The organism is Bacillus sp. PK6-16, assembly GCF_056530295.1.
The window spans coordinates 2,015,166-2,037,481 of sequence record NZ_CP096511.1; the positions used below are offsets into that span (position 1 = coordinate 2,015,166).

24 protein-coding genes and 2 pseudogenes are annotated in these 22,316 nt (G+C 33.7%); 22 read left to right on the forward strand and 4 right to left on the reverse strand.

Annotated elements, in window-relative coordinates; all coding sequences use genetic code 11:
- Positions 1–34 precede the first annotated feature (34 nt).
- Both M1D66_RS10375 and M1D66_RS10380 read right to left on the reverse strand, forming a co-directional pair.
- Entirely contained in the window at positions 35–451 is a 417-nt protein-coding gene (locus M1D66_RS10375) for an SRPBCC family protein (RefSeq protein WP_053563924.1), read from the reverse strand.
- A gap of 80 nt (positions 452–531) precedes the next feature.
- A complete protein-coding gene (locus M1D66_RS10380) occupies positions 532–1,542 on the reverse strand; it encodes an aldo/keto reductase (RefSeq protein ID WP_000040529.1) in 1,011 nt (336 codons plus the stop codon).
- Between the two features lie 413 nt (positions 1,543–1,955).
- Here M1D66_RS10380 and M1D66_RS10385 point away from each other — a divergent pair, with 413 nt between their 5' ends.
- From M1D66_RS10385 to M1D66_RS10405, 5 genes are all read left to right on the forward strand, one after another.
- The gene (locus M1D66_RS10385; RefSeq protein WP_029440930.1) at positions 1,956–2,300 is read left to right on the forward strand and encodes a winged helix-turn-helix transcriptional regulator; all 345 of its coding nucleotides are present in this window, start codon (positions 1,956–1,958) and stop codon (positions 2,298–2,300) included.
- A 191-nt stretch (positions 2,301–2,491) separates the two neighbouring features.
- Positions 2,492–2,818 carry a winged helix-turn-helix transcriptional regulator gene (locus M1D66_RS10390; protein WP_000816339.1) on the forward strand — a complete coding sequence of 109 codons (327 nt, stop codon included), beginning with the start codon at positions 2,492–2,494 and terminating at the stop codon, positions 2,816–2,818.
- 285 nt (positions 2,819–3,103) lie between these two features.
- The gene (locus tag M1D66_RS10395) at positions 3,104–4,276 is read left to right on the forward strand and encodes a cyclopropane-fatty-acyl-phospholipid synthase (protein WP_242283444.1); all 1,173 of its coding nucleotides are present in this window, start codon (positions 3,104–3,106) and stop codon (positions 4,274–4,276) included.
- 213 nt (positions 4,277–4,489) lie between these two features.
- Positions 4,490–5,551 carry an oxidoreductase gene (locus M1D66_RS10400; protein ID WP_242283446.1) on the forward strand — a complete coding sequence of 354 codons (1,062 nt, stop codon included), beginning with the start codon at positions 4,490–4,492 and terminating at the stop codon, positions 5,549–5,551.
- A gap of 32 nt (positions 5,552–5,583) precedes the next feature.
- The gene (locus tag M1D66_RS10405) at positions 5,584–6,321 is read left to right on the forward strand and encodes a GntR family transcriptional regulator (protein ID WP_016123066.1); all 738 of its coding nucleotides are present in this window, start codon (positions 5,584–5,586) and stop codon (positions 6,319–6,321) included.
- 52 nt (positions 6,322–6,373) lie between these two features.
- On the opposite strand, the gene M1D66_RS10410 is transcribed toward M1D66_RS10405, so the two are convergent.
- Positions 6,374–6,718, reverse strand: a complete 345-nt coding sequence (locus M1D66_RS10410; protein WP_000860831.1) for a winged helix-turn-helix transcriptional regulator — start codon at positions 6,716–6,718, stop codon at positions 6,374–6,376.
- 483 nt (positions 6,719–7,201) lie between these two features.
- Between M1D66_RS10410 and spxA the strand changes: the two genes are divergently transcribed.
- From spxA to M1D66_RS10465, 11 genes and pseudogenes are all read left to right on the forward strand, one after another.
- On the forward strand, positions 7,202–7,597 hold the full coding sequence (gene spxA, locus M1D66_RS10415; protein ID WP_000236189.1) for a transcriptional regulator SpxA: 396 nt from the start codon (positions 7,202–7,204) through the stop codon (positions 7,595–7,597).
- Positions 7,598–7,644: 47 nt separating this feature from the next.
- Positions 7,645–7,779 carry a BA3454 family stress response protein gene (locus M1D66_RS10420; protein ID WP_029440937.1) on the forward strand — a complete coding sequence of 45 codons (135 nt, stop codon included), beginning with the start codon at positions 7,645–7,647 and terminating at the stop codon, positions 7,777–7,779.
- A gap of 109 nt (positions 7,780–7,888) precedes the next feature.
- Positions 7,889–8,023 carry a BA3454 family stress response protein gene (locus M1D66_RS10425; protein ID WP_242555221.1) on the forward strand — a complete coding sequence of 45 codons (135 nt, stop codon included), beginning with the start codon at positions 7,889–7,891 and terminating at the stop codon, positions 8,021–8,023.
- Between the two features lie 163 nt (positions 8,024–8,186).
- On the forward strand, positions 8,187–8,600 hold the full coding sequence (gene saiR, locus M1D66_RS10430; protein ID WP_001083465.1) for an Rrf2-family transcriptional regulator SaiR: 414 nt from the start codon (positions 8,187–8,189) through the stop codon (positions 8,598–8,600).
- 124 nt (positions 8,601–8,724) lie between these two features.
- A complete protein-coding gene (locus tag M1D66_RS10435; protein ID WP_000987462.1) occupies positions 8,725–9,060 on the forward strand; it encodes an IDEAL domain-containing protein in 336 nt (111 codons plus the stop codon).
- 7 nt (positions 9,061–9,067) lie between these two features.
- A pseudogene (locus M1D66_RS10440) lies at positions 9,068–9,201 on the forward strand (DUF3888 domain-containing protein); the annotation flags it as partial.
- A gap of 957 nt (positions 9,202–10,158) precedes the next feature.
- Complete coding sequence (locus M1D66_RS10445) at positions 10,159–11,478, forward strand: aromatic amino acid transport family protein (RefSeq protein ID WP_242555220.1); 1,320 nt, start codon at positions 10,159–10,161, stop codon at positions 11,476–11,478.
- A 428-nt stretch (positions 11,479–11,906) separates the two neighbouring features.
- Positions 11,907–12,260 (forward strand): ArsR/SmtB family transcription factor, encoded by a 354-nt coding sequence (locus M1D66_RS10450; protein WP_000526187.1) that lies wholly within the window; start codon positions 11,907–11,909, stop codon positions 12,258–12,260.
- Position 12,261: 1 nt separating this feature from the next.
- On the forward strand, positions 12,262–12,702 hold the full coding sequence (locus M1D66_RS10455; RefSeq protein WP_000021463.1) for a hypothetical protein: 441 nt from the start codon (positions 12,262–12,264) through the stop codon (positions 12,700–12,702).
- 100 nt (positions 12,703–12,802) lie between these two features.
- Positions 12,803–14,566: a SulP family inorganic anion transporter gene (locus tag M1D66_RS10460; RefSeq protein ID WP_071739360.1), complete on the forward strand. Its 1,764-nt coding sequence runs from the start codon at positions 12,803–12,805 to the stop codon at positions 14,564–14,566.
- Positions 14,567–14,829: 263 nt separating this feature from the next.
- Positions 14,830–15,171: a zinc ribbon domain-containing protein YjdM gene (locus tag M1D66_RS10465; protein ID WP_000067658.1), complete on the forward strand. Its 342-nt coding sequence runs from the start codon at positions 14,830–14,832 to the stop codon at positions 15,169–15,171.
- Positions 15,172–15,518: 347 nt separating this feature from the next.
- Here the strand turns inward: M1D66_RS10465 and M1D66_RS10470 are convergent.
- Positions 15,519–15,653 (reverse strand): annotated as a pseudogene (locus M1D66_RS10470) (VOC family protein); the annotation flags it as partial.
- Positions 15,654–16,118: 465 nt separating this feature from the next.
- On the opposite strand from M1D66_RS10470, the gene M1D66_RS10475 reads away from it, so the two are divergent.
- The 6 genes from M1D66_RS10475 (at position 16,119) to M1D66_RS10500 (ending at position 22,070) form a co-directional block, all read left to right on the forward strand.
- Complete coding sequence (locus M1D66_RS10475; RefSeq protein WP_078994367.1) at positions 16,119–16,490, forward strand: DUF1304 domain-containing protein; 372 nt, start codon at positions 16,119–16,121, stop codon at positions 16,488–16,490.
- A 532-nt stretch (positions 16,491–17,022) separates the two neighbouring features.
- Positions 17,023–17,538: a heme-degrading domain-containing protein gene (locus M1D66_RS10480; RefSeq protein ID WP_140159223.1), complete on the forward strand. Its 516-nt coding sequence runs from the start codon at positions 17,023–17,025 to the stop codon at positions 17,536–17,538.
- 42 nt (positions 17,539–17,580) lie between these two features.
- Entirely contained in the window at positions 17,581–18,054 is a 474-nt protein-coding gene (locus M1D66_RS10485; protein ID WP_242555219.1) for a tautomerase family protein, read from the forward strand.
- Positions 18,055–18,520: 466 nt separating this feature from the next.
- Positions 18,521–19,735 (forward strand): MFS transporter, encoded by a 1,215-nt coding sequence (locus tag M1D66_RS10490; protein WP_001089896.1) that lies wholly within the window; start codon positions 18,521–18,523, stop codon positions 19,733–19,735.
- A gap of 16 nt (positions 19,736–19,751) precedes the next feature.
- Positions 19,752–20,591, forward strand: coding sequence for an aldo/keto reductase (locus M1D66_RS10495; RefSeq protein WP_086385129.1), 840 nt, complete (start codon positions 19,752–19,754; stop codon positions 20,589–20,591).
- A 405-nt stretch (positions 20,592–20,996) separates the two neighbouring features.
- Positions 20,997–22,070, forward strand: coding sequence for a WD40/YVTN/BNR-like repeat-containing protein (locus tag M1D66_RS10500; protein WP_086385130.1), 1,074 nt, complete (start codon positions 20,997–20,999; stop codon positions 22,068–22,070).
- The last annotated feature ends 246 nt before the right edge of the window (positions 22,071–22,316 follow it).

Sequence of the window (22,316 nt, forward strand, 5' to 3'; positions counted from 1 at the left end):
CGATATCGCTTTGCTTTTCATTGTTTTTAGTAAATTAATCTAGAAATGCTTGCTGCAATGCTTTGAGCCCATCGCTATAGATACCATGAAACAGATTTATTGCCTCTTCATCACTAACCTCAACAGGAGTGAATGTACCAGACCACTCTACTAACGATGTATTACTTTCAGTACCTTCTTTCACCTGGATTGTAGATAAATAATTAGTGACTGGGAACGGTGCATTCATGATTGAATACGTGTAGTAGCGTTCTTTATCATTGAATATTTCTAAGCGTTCTATAATTGTATCACCATCTGGATTAGCTAGATGACGTACACGACCGCCTTCCGTTAATTTACTGCTAGGTATATAAGGTAACCAGTCTGGAAGGGAGTTGAAACCTCCGATTAATTGCCATACTTGTTCAGGTGAACCGAAAATTTCCATAGATGTAGTAGTATGTGCCATATTCATTACGCTCCTTTTCATCCCGGTATTTACGGGTAAATAATCAGTGGGGGATGCTCCCACTGATTAAAGTTTCATTATTATTTTACGTTGATTGGTAGTGGTGCATTAGGTGCTACTAGTTTTTGTTCGCGCATTTCTTCCCAGAATGCTGCTGGAATTACTGTATTTAAGGCGTTTTGGTCTTCTACAATTCGTTCCGGTTTACTTGCACCAGGAACAACGGCAGCAACTGCTGGATTTGCTAGTGAAAATTGTAATGCAGCAGCTTTGATGCTGATGTCGTGACGATCTGCAAGAGCTTTGATTTTCTCAACCTTTGCAATAATTTCTGGCGATGCTTTTTGATATTCGAAGTGAGCGCCTCCAGCAAGAATACCTGAGCTATATGGGCCACCAACAACAATATCCATATTATGCTTTACAGCTGCAGGCATTACTCGTTGCAATGCACGTTCGTGGTCTAATAATGAATAGCGACCAGCTAGTAAGGATATATTTGGTTTCGCTTCTTCTAAATCAAGCATAAGTTCAATTGATTCTACTTTGTTTACTCCAAGCCCCCAGCCCTTAATAACTCCTTCTTCACGTAAACGTGTTAGCGCACGGAATGCTCCTGTTCGAGCTGTTTCAAATTGTGAAATCCACTCATCACCATAAAAGTCTTGTGCTAAATCATGAATGAAAACAAAGTCTAGACGATCTGTTTTTAAACGTTTCAAACTTTGCTCGATAGAACGAAGTGTTGCATCTGCGCTATAGTCATTGATCATTTTATTTTTGCGACCAAATTCGAAAAGCCCGCCTTTTTCACCTAAATCACGTGCAGATGGATCTTCTAATTCATCCGAAATAGTTCGACCTACTTTCGTACTTAAAAAGTAATCATCACGATTTCTTTTTGATAGTGCTTCACCAAGACGAATCTCCGCTAAGCCAGATCCATAAAGTGGAGCTGTATCAAAGTAACGAACGCCATTCTCCCAAGCAGCATCCACTGTAGCGATTGCTTCTTCTTCAGGAATATTACGGTACATGTTTCCTAGTGGTGCTGTACCAAAACCGATTTTTTCTTTTAGTAATTTACTCATTATAGATATCCTCCTAAAATGTATTTAAAAATGAATTCATCATTGTAAATGGATGTGAAAATGAAAACATGTCATTTCATCGTCTGACAAAATGTATGATAAAAATACTCACTTTAAAGTACGGGTACCAAAAGGTTATTTCTAATACTGCATGACTCACTCAACTCTTACAAATGCTATTATGAAATGTATTTTACATAATGAAAAGTACGTACTTTAAAGTGATATAGATACTAAAAAGTAATACAGGTACTTTTTGGTGCCGTACTACTCATCTGCTGTTTACGTATGCTATTATGAAACATGTTTAATACAATAAAAAGTACGTACTTTAAGGTGCTATAGATACTTAAAAGTAATATTTAAATATTTTAGCTTATTTGTCTTATAAAATTATTAAAGGAGATTTTTATATGAAAACATACAATATTCCTGTAGAGGCAACTTTAGAGGTTATCGGTGGAAAGTGGAAAGTAGTTATCCTTTGTCATTTAAAGAAAGACAAAAAGAGAACGTGCGAATTAAAACAATTAATGTCTGGTATTACACAAAAGATGTTAACGCAACAATTACGTGAATTAGAAGAAGATGGTGTAATCGAGAGAAAAGTGTATAACCAAGTGCCGCCAAAAGTAGAGTATTCGTTAACCGAATACGGTCATTCTTTAGATGCTATACTCGATTCTCTTTGTAACTGGGGAGAAAATCATCTTGAAAAGAATGGTAACACGTCTATGCTTATAACAGCAGCTGAATAAAGAAGGAAAAAACGAACGAGAATACGTTCGTTTTTTCTTTTTGTATAGAGGGAGATTTTTAAGTGGCATAATTACTTTTTTGTAATATAGGTACTTTTTTGTGCTGTAGGAACTAAAATGTGCCGTATAGAAAATTATTTATTTTTACGCAACAATAGAGAAGAAATTTAGAAAAAAGGAGAGGAGCACGCGTGAAACAATATAATATACCGATAGAGGCAACTTTAGAAATTATCGGGGGAAAGTGGAAGGTCGTCATTTTATGTCACTTAACGAAAGGGACGAAGAGAACGAGTGAGTTGCAACGTCTAATTCCTGAAATTTCTGTGAGAATGTTAACGCAGCAACTACGTGAGCTGGAAGAAGATGGTGTGATTACACGTGAAATTTACAAAGAAATTCCCCCTCGAGTAGAATACTCCCTAACCGATTATGGGTGGTCTTTACAAAATGTATTAAATCAATTAACCGCATGGGGAGAACGATGCATAGATAGAAAAAACACAGAAGTTAAGTGAAATCTCTATATGTAATATTGAAAACACTACCTAATGAAGAGGTGGTGTTTTTCGTTTTAAAACTTTAGAAAGTTGTTATGATGAAAAGTAAAATTTTTGAGGACCTGTTTCAGTCATGGGTACTTAAAAGTGCCTACATCACTTTAAAGTACGTACTATGCTTCATAATATAACCGTTTTATAATGACACTCGTAGCAAGAAGTCATAAAGATTTTAAGCTATGTTCAAAAAGACTTATTAACTAGTATAGTTTTTTGTTCAATTTTTTAGTAGGAGATGTTTTTATGGTTGAAGAACTTTTTTATAAAAAAATACTTAAAAATCTGTTTTCAGATCCAGTTCAAATTACACTTTGGAATGGAGAAACAATACAATATGGCGAAGGGGAACCTCAATTTCATATAACATTCCATAAGCCGCTCTCAAAAAAAGAAATTGCTAAGGATCCTTCTATTGCATTCGGTGAAGCATATATGAATGGGGATCTTGAAATAGAGGGTAACCTTGAAAAAGCAATTCAATCTATTTATAAAAGGCAGGATAGCTTTTTAGGTGATAGTAAGTTGCAATATTTCAAAAGTAAATGGAATTTCTCAAAACAAAAAAATAAAGATGATATTGCTCATCATTATGATATTGGGAACGAGTTCTATAAATTATGGCTTGATGAAACAATGACATATTCTTGTGCATATTTCCAAAATGAGCAAGATTCTTTAACGACAGCGCAGCATAATAAAGTGAATCATATTTTGAAAAAGTTGAACCTTCAAAAAGGTGATACGCTATTAGACATCGGTTGTGGGTGGGGTGAACTCATTACAGCTGCCGCTAAACAGTACGGTGTGAAAGCGATGGGAGTAACGTTAAGTGAGGAACAATATGCTAAGACTTCCGAGCGAATTAAACAAGAGGGACTTACGGATTTAGTGGAAGTATCTTTACTTGATTACCGCGATATTAAGAATCGTAAATTTGATAAAATTGTTAGTGTAGGTATGATTGAACATGTTGGAAAAGACAACATTACGCAATACTTTGAAACAGTTAATACACTACTAAATGATGGCGGGATTTCTCTGCTGCATTGCATTACTTCTCCGGCTAATGGTGGTGCTACGAATGGTTGGATTGAAAAATATATATTCCCTGGTGGGTATGTTCCTGCTGTTAACGAATTAATCACGAACATGACAAACGAACAATTTTTCATTGTTGATGTGGAAAGCTTACGTAGACATTACGGGAATACATTACAACATTGGGCTCAAAATTTTGAAAACGTACTAGAGGAAGTTCGCAAAACGAAAGATGAGCGATTTATCCGCATGTGGCGTTTATATTTAAATGCATGTGCAGCTTCGTTCTTTACAGGTAATATTGATTTACATCAATTTGTATTTACAAAAGGGATTAATGATACAATTCCGATGACACGTTCGTATATGTATGAATAAGAGTATATAACCAAGTAGCTCTCAAGTCATTGAGTATAAATAAAATGATGATAGGATATAAGTCTATAACGTAAAGTCGAGATGGGAATCAGAAAATGATTTCTATCTCGACTTTTTGATATATAATTTTGAAATTAAAACTATATACTTTTAAAGGTAAAAATATATAATAAATGTAGAAACAAAAATTTATGAGCAAGGAAGTTGAAGAACATGACATTAACAATGGGCTTTATTGGATTTGGAAAATCAGCTAACCGTTATCACCTACCTTATCTAAAGACACGTAATAATATAAAAGTAAAAACGATTTTTGTACGTCAAATAAATGAAGAATTAGCGGCTCCATATGAGGAAAGAGGTGTTTACTTCACTACTGATTTGGACGAATTGTTGAATGACAAAGAAATTCAAGTCGTGACGATCTGTACGCCAGCACATACGCATTATGAATTAGCAAAAAAAGTTATACTAGCCGGAAAATCAGTTATCGTTGAAAAACCATTTTGCGATACAGTAGAACATGCGAAAGAATTATTAGCTTTAGGACGAGAGAAAGGTGTAGTCGTTATGCCTTATCAAAACCGTCGTTTTGATGGTGATTTTTTAGCTGTAAAGCAAGTAGTTGAGCAAGGATTCCTTGGTGATATTATTGAGATTGAATCACATATTGATTATTTCCGTCCTGGTTCAATCACTCATGAAGCTCCAAAAGAAGAAGGTTCATTTTACAGTTTAGGTATTCATACGATGGACCGTATGATTTCATTATTTGGCCGTCCAGATACGGTAACATATGATATTCGTAATAATGAAATGGAAGGTGCGGTTGATAACTATTTCGATGTTGGTCTACATTACGGAAATCACCTGAAAATTAAACTGAAAACGAACCATGTCGTAGCGAAAGATTATCCACGCTTTATCGTTCATGGAACAAATGGATCATTTATTAAATACGGTGAAGATCAGCAAGAAAATGATTTGAAAGCGGGGATTATGCCTGAGAGTGCAGGGTTTGGTGAAGATTCACCGATGTACTATGGAGTTGCTAAGTATCGTAATGCAAATGGTGACTGGATTGAAAAACAAATTAAAACACCGCTTGGTGATTACGGTCGTTTCTATGATGCAGCGTATGACACAATTGTAAATGGTGCACCAAAACTTGTGAAAGATGAAGAAGCAGTAACGAATATTGAAATCTTGGAAAACGGATTTGCTGCCCCATCACCTTCAGTTTACAAACTTGAGGCTTTACATTTGAATGAATAGAAGAGAGTTTGCGGTATAAAGGAGGTATGGAAATGGCAAGCGGATCAACACAAGTAAAATACCTCGGCATTTATCAAAAGATTAAACAGCAAATTTTAGACGGTGAATATAAAATCAACGAAAAAATTCCGAGTAGCTCCGTCCTTGCTGAAGAATTCGATGTTTCAGCACTTACGATTAAAAAAGCGCTAGATCTATTAGTAAGAGACGGCTACATTATCCGTCGGCGCGGAAGTGGAACAGTGGTACAAGATTGGCATCAGCAGGAAAAGGCACGAATGATTCAAACTTTAACAGGTACGAAAGCTGTTTACGGTAGTGAGGTAGAAAGTAAAATTATCGAGTTTGCGATTGTAGGTGCTGATGAAGTAGTTGCTGAGAAATTGGGAGTTTCAATTGGTGATTTCGTCTATAAAATCATTCGCCTTCGCATCATTCACAGCATTCCGACGATTATGGAGCATACATGGATGCCAATTTCGGTTATCCCAGGTGTTGAGGCTTCTGTTTTAGAGGAGTCGATATACTCACATATTCAAAATAAACTTGGTCTTGAAGTAGGGACATCTGTTGTCAGGGTTAAAGGAATTCGCCCAGATGATAGGGAAAAGCAGTTTATGAACTTAACAAATCAGGATTTCCTAATGCGAGTTGAGCAAGTAGCTTACTTAACGGATGGACGAACTTTTGAATATTCTTACGCAGATCATTTACCGGAAACCTTTGAGTTTGAAACAGTCATTACGGCAAAAAATTATAAAGAGACATAAAAAACGGTTGAGGCAAGTATTGTCTCAACCTATTTTATGTCTTCTACAGTTATTATTCATCAGCAGTAATCAGCATGGATGTGTTCCCGGTTTTTTCAAGATGAACTTCTCCCCAGGAACAGAGGGAATCAAGTATAGCTCCTAAAGACGAACCGTAATCCGTTAAAGAGTACTCTACTTTCGGTGGTACTTGGTCATATACTTTCCTTTGGATTACACCATCTTCTTCTAGTTCCCGTAATTGTTGCGTTAACATTTTTTGCGTAATACCAGGCATTAAACGTTTTAATTCACTCGTTCTTTTTGTTCCTTTTTTTAAATGACAAAGGATAACAACCTTCCACTTTCCACCAATAACTTCTAAAGTCGCTTCTACAGGAATATTATATGTTTTCATAAAAAACCCTCCTTTGATGAGTTTAGATTTCCGTTTTGGGGTTACATATGTTTTCGTGCCAAAATTATTACTTTTTAGTGCCTATAACACTTTAAAGTGCGTACTTTTTATTATGTTAAATATATTTCATAATAGCACATGTAAGCAAGAAATGAATAAAATGTACTTTAAAGTACATTGGGAATTGGTTAGCGTAACACTATAGGGACATTCATATAAAACAAATAATTTGTTACGTTCAATAGAATATATCCAAGACTTAACATTTGATTAATAGAACTGTAAAGTTTAAAATTACAGTAAGATTTTTAAAAGTGAGTTGTTAACGTCTGTAAAATGTAGCATGAATAATAGAGATAAATGAAACATTGCTGAATAACTAACATTATGTGAATTTGATTCTAAACTGTAATTTTTTTTAATACATTTCAATAAGCGATATTTAAAATGTACGTTTAATAACATTAAAGGAGTGAGTTAAATATGGTAATTCTATATACAACAGCAAGCTGTGCTTCATGCCGAAAAGCGAAAGCATGGCTTGAAGAGCATCAAATTGATTATATTGAAAAAAACATAGTATCAAATTCTATGACAGTTGATGAGCTTAAATCGATTCTTCGTTTAACTGAAGAGGGGGCTACTGAAATTATTTCAACTAGATCCAAAACTTTTCAGGACTTAAATATAAATATTGATGAGCTCTCGCTAAATGAATTTTATACATTAATAATTGAGCATCCACTAATGTTGCGTCGCCCGATTATGCTGGACGAAAAAAGATTGCAAATTGGTTTTAACGAAGAAGAAATTCGCAAATTTTTACCACGTAGCGTCCGAACATTTTTAAACATTGAACTGCAAAAGCTGGCTAATTAATAAGTAATATTTTTTAGGGAAAGTGGTATGAAAGGAGGAAGCAGAAAATGATAGAAGTATGTGTTACAGTCAATTATAACGATAGAAATTATCAAACAAATGTTATTGTAAGTAAAGATACGATATGGACAAAAATTAAACAATTGGCAGAAGAACAAGTCAAAAAACAGTGGGGCTTTTAAATTGGATGATTTAAAAAGTGAAGTTACACTTTAGAGGCTTTAACTAAATCTAAGACTTTTCAGGACTTAAATATAGATAAGAAATTTGTATGAAAGGAGGAAGAAGGAAATGATAGAAGTATGCGTTACAGTTAATTATAACGATAGAAATTATCAAACAAATGTTATTGTGAATAAAGATACGATATGGAAAAAAAATAAACAGTTGGCAGAAGAACAAGTGAAGAAACAGTGGAGTGTTTAAATGTATTTTTAACTTAAAAAGCTAAATGAAGTTATGGAATCTATTTCTTTATGCTAAGAGTGGTTCTTATATATTTTAACGTTCAACTAACCTATCTGTAATGTTTATGGCTACAGTATGTTAATATAGGAGAAACAATATTTTTGATTGTAGGAGGAAAACAATGAACAGCGACTTTACCTTGGCCATACACAGTTTAACTTATTTAGCTTTACAGCCAGACCGGATGTCAACAAGTAATGCTATTTCAGAAAGTGCAGGTGTTCACCCAGTACGCATTCGCAAAGTACTAAGTTTGTTAAAAAAACATAAGTTTATACAATCGAAAGAGGGAACTGGTGGAGGTTTTATTTTCGCTCGCGATTTAGATGAAATTAATCTTTGGCATATTTATCAGATAACCTCTGAAGGTGCTTTGCAGCCGAAGTGTCCAGAATCAAACAATCAGTGTGTTGTAGGTTCGAACATGCGAAAAGTTCTTTTCGCTATTTTCTTAGGTGCTGAAGAGCATCTAGGTGAATACTTAAAGAATTATACAATGAAAGAAGTTGTTGACCTTATCAATCAAGAGCGTTAAGCGGCTTAATTATTATATAGCCGTGAGTTCTTAATACTTAAATGTAATGAAAAATATTACAGTATAATTTGTTTTTATATCTTTTTTATCGTCACAAAAAATATTTATAGGAAGGTGAAACGGTATGATGTCAAATAATAATCATGTTTTAAAAGTAGGAGATTGGGTTCGTGGAATATCAAATGAAGGTGAATTAATAGTTGGTTATATTGTATCACTTGATGATGTAGAGGATATAGTTACAGTTAGTATTGTGAAACGTGACGGCCAGTACACAATAAACGAAGCGATTTTACTCTTTAGTAAACACGTTAACAAACTCCCTGAATCAAAGGTAATAAATAAGGAACAAATCCTTTATCTTATAGATCTTGCATTATTAACAGGGGATGAAGAATGGTTTATCGAGCTTTCTTCAAAATTAAACTCGATAAAAGAGCTAGTTAATGAGGGATTTTAAAATTTAAACTTTTGAGGGTGCACACAATCCGCCTTATGGGACACAATTACTTTTCGCATAAAAGGAAATGATGTAAAAACGATTCATTACAAACATAGAGATATCCCTGAAGAAGAGCCGAACAAACTACAATTAAGATGATATTGAAGTGATTTGTTTGTGTATTCCTGATAACGATAATTATGTAAATGAGCTGTCCATATGGGGCAGCTTTTTTGTTTTTTGCTCAGTGTAGCTTTTTAAATTGTATATGAATTCAATATTAATAATATATATCCTAAAATTTGGTTTTTGTATTTTGGGATTTTTTTCTTTTTACCTACATTAATTATTTATTAGAATATCTTTTGTGTTTAAAATAAAATTTTTTGATAAAAGGGGATATAAGTATTTTTATAATAAGTCACCTAGGAAAACAATGTATTATTGTATTTTTTTACTAACTAATTCAGCTTTAAGCGATAAAAACAATGGCTACATGCTAACTGTAAAATATTATCCATATAAAATTATTCCACTTTAATATTTCTGAAAATATAAAAATATTAATTTTATAAATATACACGTTATAATGAGGGCGTCGAGAGAAATTTTATTATCTCTGGAGAAAATATAAAAAATGCGATTATTAGTAAGAAAGGTGTGTGATTAGAGGCGAAATGTATGTAATGTGCTTCAGTGGCTTGTGTAAGCAATATCATCAGTGCTACCGAAGTTATGAAAGTAAAGTATAGAATTGAGAAAGAAATGCCTCGCAAATGAAGAGAGGCCGGTTTAGCTAAAATTACTGTTAAAAGTAAAAAAGAGAAACCATTAAAGTAATACACTGTTATTAGAAATGTTGCAACGTATTTATGAAGTCTATTCTATATTGTTCTCTTAAGGGGTCTTTATATAAAGAGCGGATATTACGAGTAAACTTTTTTGTGAACGCTAACAATTATATTAGGACGCTAATTAGCGAATGTTTCAATTTGGATTCATTATGATGAAGGACATACAATGTGGGGCAACTTGTAAGGAATTCATTTTCCAAAAAGGGAATATTTGTTAGGTGCAAAGAGAGATGCAGGAATAGATACAAGGGGGAGTTATTATATGAACGGGAATACTGCAAAGAAAATAGAAGTTCAAGCTGAAAATACCGCACTAAAAAATGAGCAATATGCAGATCCGAAAAAGTGGCATAAGCAGGATACTACATGGGCACTCAGTCTATTTGGAACTGCAATTGGAGCAGGGGTGCTCTTTTTACCGATTAATGCAGGTTCAGGTGGTTTATTATCTTTACTACTAATTACATTGCTTGCATATCCAGTTATGTACTACTCACATAGGGCACTTGCTAAAATGATATACGCTTCTAATTCTGCTGATGAGGGGATCACAGGTACAATTAGAGAGTATTTCGGAAATAAAGCGAGTATCATTTTTAACATCGTATATTTCGGTTCAATTTATACAATCGTACTAATGTATTCGGTTGCGCTTACAAACACTGCAAGTAGTTTTATCGTGCATCAATTGCACATGCCAGAACCTCCAAGAGCTATTTTATCACTTGTATTAGTTCTTGGTCTTATCGCTATACTGAATTTTGGTCAAGATATTACTGTAAAGGTAATGAGTATGTTAGTGTATCCTTTCATAGTTTCTCTACTGTTTATCGCAATATCTTTAATTCCACAGTGGAATACGTCAATGCTTAGTTTTTCAGCTGTTTCAACTGTTTCAACAGGAACAGGCTATTTTGGGACGATATTGATGATTCTACCAATCATCGTATTCTCATTTAATCATTCACCTATGATTTCATCATTTGTTGTGAAACAGAGAGCTACGTATGGAATCGAAGCCACTGATGCGAAATGTGCGCAAATACAAAAGGTTTGTTATATCATGACATTCGCTGTTGTTATGTTCTTCGTTTGGAGTAGCGCATTGAGCTTGACTCCAGAGGATATAAAAATGGCAAAAGAACAAAACTTATCAATTCTTTCATATCTTGCGAATGAGCTTAATTCGCCTGTAATCACGATTGCAGCTCCAATTATTGCTTTTGTGGCTATTACAAAGTCTTTCCTTGGCCATTATATCGGAGCATTTGAAGTAATGCGTGACATGATTATTAAGTTTGGTAAATCACGTGGAAAAGATATTGAAGAAAAAACAATTAAGACAATAATCCTTACTTTTGTTGTATTATCATGCTGGTTTGTTGCTTATACAAATCCAAGTATTCTTGGACTTATTGATTCTCTAAGCGGTCCATTAGTTGCTGCTATCTTATGTCTATTACCGATGTATGCGATTCAAAAAGTGCCAGTACTAGCTAAATACAAAGGGAAAATGAGCAACGTATTTGTTATTATTGTAGGTGTACTTACTGTCTTAGCAAGTATTAAGTCATTATTCTAATTCACTACTGTTGGTTTTAGTATCAAAATAGTTGGATCTGAGAAAATAAGGAGCAAGTTTTGAATAGTTTTTTTCAAAACTTGCTCTTAAAATATTCTAAGGAATTAATTTTACAAATAAGTTTATTCATATTAGTCATCTAGCGTTTTGGTCATATACTCATCCAATATTATCAAGACCTAAATCGAAAAATTTTAAATATCAAGCGCCTAACGTATTATATATCCCTAATATGTTAGGCGCTTTTATTTTGGATAATAAATTTTGAACCTGAATTTGAATAGTATATTTCTCTATTTGATGCTTATTTAATATTGTAAAATTTGTATTGAAAATTCGAGGTTTTAAAAGTATCATATACATATTCAAACATTTGAAGATGTATATGATACTTTTTGAAATTGAGGAAAAGTAACGGAGGGATTTCAATGGGAAACGAAATGCAACAATTTAAAGCAGATTTCTTTAAAGCCTTAGCACACCCTTTGCGAATAGGTATTTTAGAATTATTGTCAGAAGGTGAAAAAAGCGTAAACGAAATTCAAGATATTTTAAATAAGGAAGGCTCAGCTGTTTCTCAGCAATTAAGTGTACTACGTTCAAAAAATATTGTTGTTGGTAGGAAAGATGGAAAAAGAGTTTTATATTCTTTACGAGACCCTATTATTGTGGATTTATTGGTGGTTGCACGGAAGATTTTTAATAACCATTTAATCGATACGATTTCAATGTTAGAAGAGCTAGATGAAGCAGAAAGTGAAATGATGGCCAAGGAGGGATAGGTTGAGTATTGAGGTTAAGAAAGAAGATATCATCCAACATGGGATTGAAACATTTCGCTCATTAGGAGCTCATTACGTTTGTGAAGTTTGTATAAAAAGTGGGAATTCTTGTTGTTTTTCATGCCAACATTTACAAGATGGAGTTGGATGTCGAAAAAGAAATACTGCTTGTACAGCTTGGTTATGCGGAATTCAAGGTTTTTTATTTGATCAACTAGGGTTACTGGATGAATGGAATCGTTTTTGGAGTGAAATTCCAGGACAAATGTTTCGTAGAGATATTACTCCAGATAAGGTAAGGATTAGATCGTTTATTGATACGAAGAAGCTAGATAGTAGAGCCGGAGAACGTCTAGCAGAAAGATTAAAATCCTATGTACAACAAGGTGGAGATATAGGTGAATTGGAGTGTCATTTAAGTAAAACATATAGTAAATATTAGGATGGTTTTTCTTTTTGTGAAAAGGACAATTTTCTGTATAAGGGACCGAGAAATACATTTGTAATCCAGATCTATTAAAAATAGAAAAGAAGGGTTTGTAATGAGAAAGTTATTTACAGGAAGGTTTGAAGGATATTCATTAGCACATTTTCAAAAGGATCTTCTTTCAGGAATGATTGTTGGGGTTGTTGCGATTCCACTTGCTATGTCTTTTGCTATTGCCTCTGGTGTTAAGCCAGAGTATGGGATTTATACAACCTGTATTGCTGGAATACTCATTTCACTGTTTGGTGGTTCGAAGTATCAAATTGGAGGACCTACAGGTGCTTTTGTTCCGATTCTTTTAGGAGTTGTAATTACCTATGGATACGAAAATTTACTACTCGCGGGTTTGTTAGCTGGAATTATTTTATGTCTTATGGGAATCTTCAAGCTAGGCTCTTTAATTAAGTTTATTCCACGTCCTGTAACAATTGGTTTTACTTCAGGTATTGCTGTTATTATCTTTACGGGACAAATTGCTAGTTTTTTAGGTTTAACAGGTATAAAAAAGCATGAGGAATTTCTAGCGAATTTGAAGGAACTCTTCACTCATATCAGTACTACCAATTTTTATAGTGTTATAACTGCTTTGATTTGCTTTTTTGTTATACTCATAACACCAAAGATTTTACCAAAAGTACCTGGTTCATTAGTAGGTGTTGTTATTTCAACTGTAATTGCAACTGTATTTTTCTCAGGTCATGTACCTACTATTGGTACAGCATATGGCACGATTCCAAATACAATTCCTCAGTTTGATATACCAGAAATCACATTAGAACGTATAAAACAGTTAATTGGTCCTGCATTTGTTATTGCGATGCTCGGTGGAATTGAGTCGCTTTTATCCGCTGTCGTGGCAGATGGTATGACAAATAGTAAACACAACAGTAACAAAGAGCTTGTCGGTCAGGGGATTGCAAATATTGTTACCCCGTTATTTGGCGGGATTCCAGCAACTGGAGCAATTGCTCGTACAGCGACTAATATTAAGAGTGGGGCTGTATCTCCGATGTCGGGTATTATTCATGGGGGATTTGTGTTATTGACACTTTTACTGTTAGCTCCATATGCTTCACATATTCCTCTTGCTAGTATGGCTCCCATTTTAATGGTGGTAGCTTGGAATATGAGCGAACAAAAACATTTTTATCACATACTCAAAATGAAGACAGGAGATTCCCTTGTATTACTAGTAACATTTTTACTTACTGTATTTACTAGTTTAACAACAGCTGTGGAGATCGGTCTTATTTTAGCTGTTATTTTGTTTACAAAACGTATGAGTAATATGCTTGTTATATCTAAAGTGCTTCCTGATCATACAAAAAAGAATGAAAAATTGTTATCGCATGTGGTAAATAAAGCTCATGATTGTCCACAAATTAGTATTTATACAATAGAAGGCCCATTATTCTTTGGGGCTGCTCAAACATTTGAACAAAATATTTTAGCAACTATTCATTATAAACCTAAAGTTTTAATTTTACGTATGGGAAAAGTTCCTTTTATTGATACCACAGGAGAGTCTTACTTTAGGAATATTGTTCAGCACTTCAAAAAACAAGGTGGCGTACTTCTTATTTCTGGAATTCAATCAGAGCTAAAAGCCAATCTAGATAAGAATGGATTGTACGCTGAAATTGGGAAAGAAAACTTTTTTGATCATACCGGGGAAGCAATTAATTGTGCTTTAGGACATCTGAATACAAAAAAATGTATAGGGTGTAAGCATTTTGCTTTTCATGAGTGTACAGGGCTTTCTCAGCAATCTCAGGAAATCAATACAATAAAGAATAAAGTAAATGCATTAGATTTTTAAAAATTTCACTTCACATACAAAGTTTGTTTGATTTAATCTACTTTTTCATCATTTTATTAAAAAATAGAGAAGAAGAAAGTTTGCTTTGGAGAATGTGGAGAAGATTTTTTACAAGGTGTGAACAGGTAGTTTTTTTATACATTCAACAAATAAGTATCAAACAGTAAGAAGAGAATATTTCCCGTATATTTAAACGAAAAAGGGAAATTAAAAATAATATTTATTTAATAGAATACACGAAAACGAGTGGAGGAAATAAAAATATGTCTAATTTACCAAATTGTCCAAAATGTAATTCAGAATACACTTACGAAGATGGGAATCTTTTTGTTTGTCCAGAATGTGCTCATGAGTGGACTTTAGAATTAGAAGCTGAAAATAGTGAAGATACAAAGGTAATTAAAGATGCAAATGGAAATATTTTAAACGATGGTGATTCTGTAACAGTAATTAAAGATCTTAAAGTAAAAGGAACTTCATCAGTTGTAAAAATTGGTACAAAAGTAAAGAGTATCCGATTAGTTGATGGAGATCATGATATTGATTGTAAAATTGATGGTTTTGGAGCTATGAAATTAAAATCTGAATTTGTTAAAAAGGTATAAATACAATTTTGTTACATCAAAATTAGTTTGAAGTTAATGAATATACACTGTTTTTCAGCTGTACCCTGTGCCCAACAACTTAAGAATTTCGAATTACCTCGAAATGATAAAATGAACTTTTGGTTATGATTCAGCAGATTTTTTTGGGGAGTACCATGAAATTTTAGCTTGCTAGCGATATAGTGCTGCCGAAATATTTGAAATAGCTATAAGACTATTCTTTCGATGGTATGATGAAAGATATGGAAAAGGAATAGGTGTCAATCAGACCCCAATATTAATCTTGACCATTAGCAACAAAAAACCACCTCTCATAAAGGTGGTTTTTCAGTATTAATATATTTTAATTAGTCACGTCTAAATGGACCTTTTGGAGCAATTAGCTCTAAATTAGTACCATCTGGATCGGGGAAGTAGGCAACTCCTGTACCAAATCCAGATTTCTAGCCGTCTTCTTGAAAGATAATTGGTTCGTCATATGGGTGCTATCCTATGCCCATCAAGCTAACAAAATGGATTGCCTCTGAAACAAAAAAATTTTTATTACTATAAAAAACGTAAAGTATCTGTTTTTAGAAAAAAATAATTTTTATAAATTGATGGAGATATAACTCAATTCTTTTATATATTTAGTTAAATAGGATTGTCAGAATGAACTTAAAGTAATTATGATTTCTAGAAATGCGAACTGATGTTTTGAATTGGTTTAAAGTTGCTGGAACAAAATAAAACCAATTGAGCAAAAAAACTTGCAAAAATAAAAAGAGAGATGTATATTAATTGATATATCAATTAATGTTTTGACAAGAAAGAAAAGGAACATTTTATGAAGGAAATGTTCGTAAATATCAGTGGAGAAGAACGCAAAATACTTATTCATGTTCTATTGCAGATGCAAAAAAATGTAGAGAATATTAAAGAATAGAGAGTGTAGGGGGCAGAATAGTGTGGAAATAATCGCAGCTATTTTAGTCGGGATCGTAGCATTAGAACATTTGTTTATCATGATCCTTGAAATGTTTTTTATTGATTCAAAAGTAGCGAAACGTGCTTTCAAATTACCGAAGCATTTAGAAGGAGATCGAAACGTAGCCATTATGTTTGCAAACCAAGGTTTATATAATGGATTTTTAGCGGCTGGTCTCATTTGGGGACTTGTACTTGGGCTCAATCCAATTGGTTATATGATCCAATTATTTTTCGTGATTTGTGTGGTGATAGCAGCTATTTTCGGAGGTTTCACATCTAATAAATCAATTATTGTGAAACAAGGACTTCCGGCTGTTTTAGCACTGATTGCCCTTTTATGTATGATTTAGAATCAAAGTTTCTCAATAAAAGAACTCATTTTTGAAAAATACGCTATTCTTTCTGTAGAATTATAGGAAAGGATGGCGTTTTTGTATGCCTATTTCTATAAGTAGTGAATTATAACTATTTCCTCAAGGGACTCAACTGCTTTTCAGCTTTTGGATATATTTTCATCCATCTTTGTTTCCTCCTATTGTTGGATAGTGTAATAATTGATAAAAATTTTGATGAAATTGAATTATAACGACTGATCAAAAAAGTTAGTGATTAAAAATATTATTCTTTAGTACATACATTTTTAAGATGTTAAATATATTTCATAATAGTCTCTGTAAGATAGGGATAAGTAGAATAGTACTTTAAAGTACCTATAGCACTTTAAAGTGCGTACTTTTTATAACTTTGAATATCATTCATAATAGCACCAGTAAGAAGAAAACAAGCTTTACGGTACTACTAGTTACCAAAGATGTTACAGCAGTTTATTTAGAATCAGATTGATTGAAGGGTTGTACTATATGGCCTAATAATTTCGAAAAAATGTCGGTGTGGCATAAAACAATTATGGAGGTTAAAGATATGAGCACTTCAAATTTGAATGAAATAAGTAAACAAATTTTAACAGAGGAGGAAACACTTCAATTTTCCTCTTTTACAAATGAAGATGCCTTGCAACTAGGTTTATTTATCGTTGAAACAGCAAAGCGAGAGGGAAAATTGATTGCTGTTGATATAACGAAAAATGGTGTGCAATTATTTCATTTCAAGATGACAGGGACAAATGAGGAAAATACGAAATGGATTGAGCGTAAAAAACGAGTCGTTTCCCTGCATGATCGTAGCTCGTATTATATGCAGATACAAAGTGAAATAACTGGAATTTCATATAATGAAAAATATCTTTTAGATACTTCGGAATATGCTGCGTTTGGTGGATGCTTTCCTATCAGAATAAAAAACGTAGGGGTTATTGGAATGATAACAGTTTCAGGATTACCACCAGAAGAAGATCACGAATTGGTAGTAAGAGCAGTTAAAAATCATTTGAACCAATAGTTGTAACGAGTCAATAGATAATTAATTTTAGGGGGCAACACTATGCCATTAATTGAGCTAAATACTTGGCCAACCATGTCAACAGAAGAAAAGAAGGAATTTATTTATCATGTAACGGAACTTACAATAAAACTATTAAAAATTGTCCCTGACAAAATTCAAGTGTTGATAACGGAACTTGAGAAAGAAAATTGGGGGAAAGCTGGGGCGGTAGCAAGTGATGCTACCTTTGCTGAGAAAAGTAGGGTGTCCGATTGGGAGACAAAAGAGTCTTACGATACACCAGGTTGTAACGTTAATGGAATGGCTATTATTAAGATTGATATATGGAATACATTTGATCAAGAGACAAAGGATAAGTGGGTAAAAGAACTTACACAAGTAACATCTAAATATACTCATGCACCTTTGGATAAAGTGCTAATTCTTATTCGTGAAATGATTCCAGGGAACTGGGGACAAAGTGGTGTAACAGGAGCTAATGCAGATTTCCTTTCCAAAAGTCGTACATTTTAATCATTAAATAAAAAAGGCAAAAATGAACACATTTCTGTTCGTTTTTGCCTTTTTATTATTTGTCTGTGGTAATGAACATGATCCTTTATATGTTTAAGTAATATTCTCTAAAGTTGCCTCTACGGGAAAGTGTATTTCTTCATTTGAAAGTCTTTTTCATGGAATGTAGATTTCAATTTTTGAGCAAAATAAGCTAGGTTATATAAATGTTACTTTTTAGTACCTATAGTACTTTAAAGTACGTACTTTTTATTAGGGTGATTATCATTCATAATAGCACATGTAAGAGAGAAACAAGCTTTACGGTACTAAAAAGTACCTATAGTAATTTAAAGTGCGTTCTTTAAAAAAAGAATGAAACCATTCATAATAGCGTTTGTAGAGATTAAATATGTTTTTTAGAAGATAAAAGGGCCTTTTTATCGCACTATTATGATAGGGATTATAGGGAAGAGGGGAAACTCAATTGAATTCATATACAGCATCGTCTTCAGAAGTTCAGACGAATCGAAGAAGTATATTTGCGTTGTTAGCGTTAGCAATTAGTGCGTTCGGGATTGGGACAACTGAATTTGTTAGTGTTGGTTTATTACCATCTATTTCGGAAGATTTACATGTGTCGGTTACAACAGCTGGTTTAACAGTTTCTTTATATGCGTTAGGTGTAGCGTTTGGTGCTCCAGTATTAACGTCATTAACAGCTAATATGTCACGAAAAACGTTATTAATGTGGATTATGATTATTTTCATTATTGGTAACGGAATCGCAGCGGTAGCAACAAGCTTCACTGTATTACTTATTGCGCGAATTGTTTCTGCACTTTCGCATGGTGTGTTTATGTCAATTGGTTCAACAATTGCTGCGGCACTTGTCCCAGAAAATAAACGGGCTAGCGCGATTGCGATTATGTTTACTGGCGTAACAGTTGCGACTATTACAGGTGCACCAATTGGAACATTTATTGGTCAACAATTTGGCTGGAGAACATCATTTTTAGCAATTGTAGTAATTGGAATTATCGCCTTAATTGCAAATAGTATTCTCATTCCATCTAATATGAAAAAAGGTGCGTCTGTATCATTCCGCGATCAATTTAAACTGATTACGAACGGAAGACTGTTACTAGTTTTCATTATTACTGCATTAGGATATGGGGGAACATTCGTAACTTTTACGTATTTATCTCCGTTATTACAAGAGGTAACAGGATTTAAAGCAAATACGGTTACTATCATTTTATTAGTGTATGGAATCGCCATTGCGATAGGGAATGTGATTGGCGGAAAATTATCGAATCATAATCCAATTCGAGCGCTATTCTACATGTTCTTTATTCAAGCGATTATACTATTTGTTTTAACATTTACGGCACCATTTAAGGTAGCTGGGTTAATCACAATTATTTTAATGGGGCTATTCGCATTTATGAATGTTCCAGGGTTACAAGTATATGTCGTAATGTTAGCTGAACGATTTGTACCGAGTGCTGTCGATGTTGCATCGGCAATTAATATTGCGGCGTTTAATGCTGGGATTGCTCTTGGTGCTTATTTAGGCGGTATTGTAACGAACTCGTTAGGGTTAATTCATACAGCTTGGGTAGGCGGCATTATGGTAGTAGGTGCTGTTATTTTAACAGCATGGAGCATGACATTAGAAAAAAGAGATCAAGTAAAATAAAAGGAGAGAAAATAAAATGAAAAATTTACAAAGTAAAACAGTATTAAGTAATGGTGTGGAAATGCCTTGGTTTGGTTTAGGTGTATTTAAAGTAGAAGAAGGACCAGAACTTGTAGAAGCGATTAAATCAGCAATTAAAGCAGGATACCGCAGCATCGATACAGCTGCAATTTACGGAAATGAAACAGCTGTAGGTGAGGGGATTCGTGCCGGTATTGAAGCAACTGGTATTTCAAGAGAAGAATTATTTATTACTTCAAAAGTATGGAACGCAGATCAAGGATATGAAGAAACAATTGCTGCATACGAAGAGAGTTTAAAAAAATTAAAACTAGATTATTTAGATTTATATCTTGTTCACTGGCCTGTAGAAGGGAAATATAAAGATACGTGGAGAGCGTTAGAAACACTTTATAAAGAAAAGCGTGTACGTGCAATTGGCGTAAGTAATTTCCAAATCCATCACTTACAAGATGTAATAAAAGATGCGGAAATTAAGCCAATGATCAACCAAGTAGAATACCATCCTCGTTTAACACAAAAAGATTTACAAGCTTTCTGTAAAGAACAAGGTATTCAAATGGAAGCATGGTCACCACTTATGCAAGGTCAATTATTAGGTAACGAAACATTACAAGAAATTGCTGAGAAACATGGTAAAACAACAGCACAAGTGATTTTACGTTGGGATCTTCAAAATGAAGTGATCACAATTCCAAAATCAACGAAAGAGCACCGCATTATTGCAAATGCCGATGTATTTAACTTCGAATTAACGAAAGAAGATATGGAAAAAATCGATGCATTAAATCAAAATCACCGCGTTGGTCCAGATCCTGATAACTTTGATTTCTAATAGAAATGAGTAAAAAGAGTGCAAAAATTGCACTCTTTTTTTATTGAATAGACAATAAAATGTTTCTGTTTATATTATGACTTTTAAATTACTTTAGGCGAGCTAAAGAACTGATTAACAGTATTAAAGTTTGACATAAAATAATGGATTCTATATTATATATGCTATAGCATGTAAATTGCGGTTTATTTAGAGGTGGCATATGGACTTATATGAGTTAACAGGACATCTTGTTCATTATACTGATGTGAAGTTAACAAATTATATAATGTAAGTTTTTAATCACATATTGCTTATAAAATTTATCTTTTGTGTGCTACAGCATATAAAATACACCTCTTAACTTGTAATGTTCAAAATTTAAATAACATAGTAGAAAATTCATGAAGCGAGGAGATTTTAGTAATGGAAAAATTCATATTAGCGTTTGATAGAGAACTTGTAATCGCAGAAAAAAAAGACACAACATGGAGCGTCCAATCGCAGTTTGTAGGTGCGAATCCAGTTGCTTTAGCTTCTGATCCATACGACCAAGAAAGAATGTATTGTGGTACTTTTGATAGAGGATTATGGAGAAGTAAAGATGGAGGAAGTTCATGGGAAGCAATTGGTACGTTGCCTTCCTTTGGTGAAGTGTTCCCAGCTAATGCTATTCATATGAGAGCTATTACAGCAGTTTCTGTATCTCCAGCGAAGGGGGATGACGGTAACGGGATTGTATATGTAGGAACTGAACCGAGCGCAATGTTCGTATCCAAAAATGGAGGAGACAGTTTTGAGCTGCTAACGGATTATCGCCAAATGCCATCATATTCATCATGGTTCTTTCCTCAAAGAACATATACACACCATGTAAAACATATTGAAATTGATGCTAATAATCCAGAAACTATTTATACGACTATTGAGGTTGGGGGATTAATTAAAAGTGTAGATGGAGGTAAGACATGGATTGAGGAAAAAGAGGGGAACTATCCTCAAGATATTCACATTCTTACATCACATCGCAATGCCCCAAATCGTTTATACGGGGTGTTCGGTGATTCATTCTTGAAAGAACCAGGTCAAGAGTATGCGGAGAGTAATGATGGAGGTAAGACTTGGAACTATATGTGTAGCGGGCTAAAGCATCATTACGCATATCAAATGGCAGTTAACCCAAATGATCCAGAAAATATTATTATCGCGACATCTTCAAATCCACACGTAGCGCATGATTACAATAATGGAAATTGTGAATCATTTATTTATAAGAAAGAAAAAAATCAGTCTTGGGCAGAAATGAATGTAGGTTTACCAACTCCTAAAGGCACAATCATACCAGTATTAAAGGCAACAAGTGATGGAACGTTTTATCTGTTTAGCAATAAAGGAGTGTATCAGTCAGTAGACGGTGGTTCAAATTGGACATCATTAGAGATTCCTTGGGAGAATAGATTTATGGAACAACATCCTTATGAGATGTTAATTATTAAATAAGTGACAGGTATAGTTTTTACTACTATTCATTGGTAATGTTTAGTTGAATTTAAATTAAAAATGTAAAAAGCCAGGTAATGTGTTATTCATGCTACCTGGCTTTTTTGACCAGCAATTTAAGGTTATTTTCATATTTGTGTAAATATGAAACAAGCAGGATACATGAATAGAGAATGGGTAAAATAATACCGAATGATCACTAGATTGTATCAATGATGCTATAAGTGTTTTTTTAGGGAAACTGAA